The sequence below is a fragment of the Streptomyces sp. 8P21H-1 genome, assembly GCF_013302945.1.
Window position 1 is genome coordinate 1 of record NZ_JABTYA010000051.1, and the last position, 2,735, is coordinate 2,735.

The 2,735-nt window shown below is 76.0% G+C and carries 3 protein-coding genes; 1 reads left to right on the top strand and 2 read right to left on the bottom strand.

Annotated features, from left to right (window positions below; translation table 11 throughout):
• Together HO151_RS00985 and HO151_RS00990 are read right to left on the bottom strand one after the other, a co-directional pair.
• Positions 1 to 533, bottom strand: a 533-nt coding sequence (locus tag HO151_RS00985) for a glycerophosphodiester phosphodiesterase family protein (RefSeq protein WP_173894243.1), incomplete at its 3' end; no start/stop codon positions are given.
• The gene (locus HO151_RS00990) at positions 530 to 1,216 is read right to left on the bottom strand and encodes a YitT family protein (protein WP_173894244.1); all 687 of its coding nucleotides are present in this window, start codon (positions 1,214 to 1,216) and stop codon (positions 530 to 532) included. The genes HO151_RS00990 and HO151_RS00985, both read right to left, overlap by 4 nt.
• 99 nt (positions 1,217 to 1,315) lie before the next feature.
• Here HO151_RS00990 and HO151_RS00995 point away from each other — a divergent pair.
• On the top strand, positions 1,316 to 2,735 hold a 1,420-nt coding region (locus HO151_RS00995; protein ID WP_173894245.1), incomplete at its 3' end, for a PLP-dependent aminotransferase family protein.

Here is a 2,735-nt window from a genome sequence, read left to right on the forward strand (position 1 = left end):
GCCGGCACGCCCCACGACCGCAGCCGCAGCCCCAGGACGCCGCGGACGCCGTACGAGGTGGCCAGCCGGGGACCGGCCAGGCGCTGGGCCCTGGCGACCCGCGCCTCGGAGAAGGAGCCGACGCAGACGCGGTCCCAGGACCCGGTGCGGCGGATCAGGTCGAGCAGCGGGCGCAGCGCGCGCTCCGCCTTGACGTCGACGTTCCAGCGGACCCCGGGAAAGGTCTCCAGGAGTTCCTCGAACAGGGGGACCGGTTCGGTGCCCGCCACGCGCGCGTGGCGCACGTCGTCCCAGGGGAGGTCCGCTATCCGGCCCCACCCGTCGGTCACCCGGTCCAGGGTCGGGTCGTGGAAGGCGACGAGCCGTCCGTCCGCCGTGGCGTGCACGTCGGTCTCGATGTACCGGTAGCCGGCCCCGACCGCGCGGCGGAACTGGGTCACGGTGTTCTCCAGGCCGTCGGCGGCCCCGCCCCGGTGGGCGAAGGCGAGGGGGCCGGGGTGGTCGAGGTAGGGGTGGCGCACGCGCGGGATCATCCGCGCAGTGTCGCCCGCCCGGACGGCCCCGCGGCAACGGCCGTGCTGCCGGGCGGTGAGGAGGGGGCGACGGCGGACAGCCGCAGGAAGAGCTGGACCAGCGGCCCGATGGACACCGCGTACAGCACCGTCCCCGCACCGACCGTGCCGCCGAGGGCGAAGCCCGTCGCGACCACCGCCGCTTCGATGGCCGTGCGCACCAGCCGGACCGAGCGGCCGGTGCGCCGGTGGAGGCCCGTCATCAGGCCGTCGCGCGGCCCCGGGCCGTAGCGGGCCGCTATGTAGAGGCCGGTCGCGACGCCGTTGAGCAGGACGCCCGCCAGCAGCAGCGGGACGCGGACCGTGAGGGCGTGCGCCTGCGGGAGGAGGGCGAGCGTGCCGTCCATCGCGATGCCGACCACGAAGACGTTGGACACCGTGCCGAGGCCCGGGCGCTGGCGCAGCGGGATCCACAGGAGGAGGACGACGGCTCCCACGAGGACCGACACGACGCCGATCGTCAGCCCCGTGCGCCCGGCCAGCCCCTGGTGCAGCACGCCCCAGGGCTCCAGACCCAGGTCCGCCGTCACGAGGAGGGCCGAACTCACCCCGTACAGGACCAGACCCCCGTAGAGCTGGAGGAGCCGGCGGGCGCGGCGCCCCGACGCGGGGGCGGGCGTGGGCCTGGGCCTGGGCGTGGACAAGGTGTGCTCCCGGTGGTGGCGGTGGCCTGATCCGTGGCAGTCTTCGGGGTGGGAAGCGGCCTCTTCCATGGCCAATCCGAGGAAGGTGGACCGGAAATCATGGTGCAGTGGACTTCAGCGGTGGGAGCCGCCCAGCTCGCCCGGCTCCTCGGCTCCCAGCAGGAACGTCCGGCGGGCCCCGGCACCCGCCGCCCGCCCGCCTACCGGGCCCTCGCCGACGGCATCCGGCTGCTCGTCCTCGAAGGGCGCGTCCCGGTGGCCGCGCGGCTGCCCGCCGAGCGCGAGCTGGCCCTGTCGCTGTCCGTCAGCCGCACCACCGTGGCGGCCGCCTACGAGGCACTGCGGACCGAGGGCTTCCTGGAGTCCCGCAGGGGAGCGGGCAGCTGGACCGCCGTGCCGGCCGGCAACCCGCTGCCCGCACGCGGCCTGGAGCCACTGCCGCCCGAGGCCCTCGGTTCGATGATCGACCTCGGGTGCGCGGCCCTGCCCGCACCCGAGCCCTGGCTCACCCGCGCCGTCCGCGGCGCCCTGGAGGAACTGCCGCCGTACGCCCACACGCACGGCGACTACCCGGCGGGACTGCCCGCGCTGCGCCGGACGCTCGCCGACCGGTACACCGCCCGCGGCATCCCGACCATGCCCGAGCAGATCATGGTGACCACCGGGGCCATGGGCGCCATCGACGCCATCTGCCACCTCTTCGCCGGGCGCGGGGAGCGGATCGCGGTCGAGTCGCCCTCGTACGCCAACATCCTCCAGCTGATGCGCGAGACCGGGGCCAGGCTGGTGCCCGTCGCGATGGCCGAAGGGCTCGCGGGCTGGGACCTGGACCGCTGGCGGCAGGTGCTGCGCGACGCGGCGCCCCGCCTCGCCTACGTCGTCGCGGACTTCCACAACCCGACCGGCGCGCTGGCCGGCGAGGACCAGCGGCGCCAGCTCGTCGAGGCCGCGAGGTCGGCCGGCACGGTGCTGGTCGTCGACGAGACCATGAGCGAGCTGCACCTGGACGAGGGACTCGCCCTGCCGCGCCCCGTCTGCGGGTTCGACCCGGCCGGCTCCACGGTCGTCACGGTCGGTTCGGCCAGCAAGGCATTCTGGGCCGGTATGCGGATCGGCTGGGTCCGCGCCGCGCCCGACGTGATCCGCAGCCTGGTCGCGGCCCGCGCGTACGCCGACCTCGGCACCCCCGTCCTGGAACAGCTCGCCGTGAACTGGCTGCTCGGCACGGGCGGCTGGGAGCAGGCCGTGCGGGTGCGGCGCGACCAGGCCCGCGAGAACCGGGACGCGCTGGTGGCGGCCGTGCGCCGGGAGCTGCCCGGCTGGGAGTTCGACGTGCCGGGCGGCGGGCTCACGCTGTGGGTGCGCACGGGGGGCCTGTCCGGCTCACGGCTGGCCGAGGTCGGCGAGCGGGTGGGCGTGCGCGTGCCGTCCGGGCCCCGCTTCGGTGTGGACGGCGCCTTCGAGGGCTACGTACGGCTGCCGTTCACCGTCGGCGGCGCGGTCGCCGACGAGGCCGCGG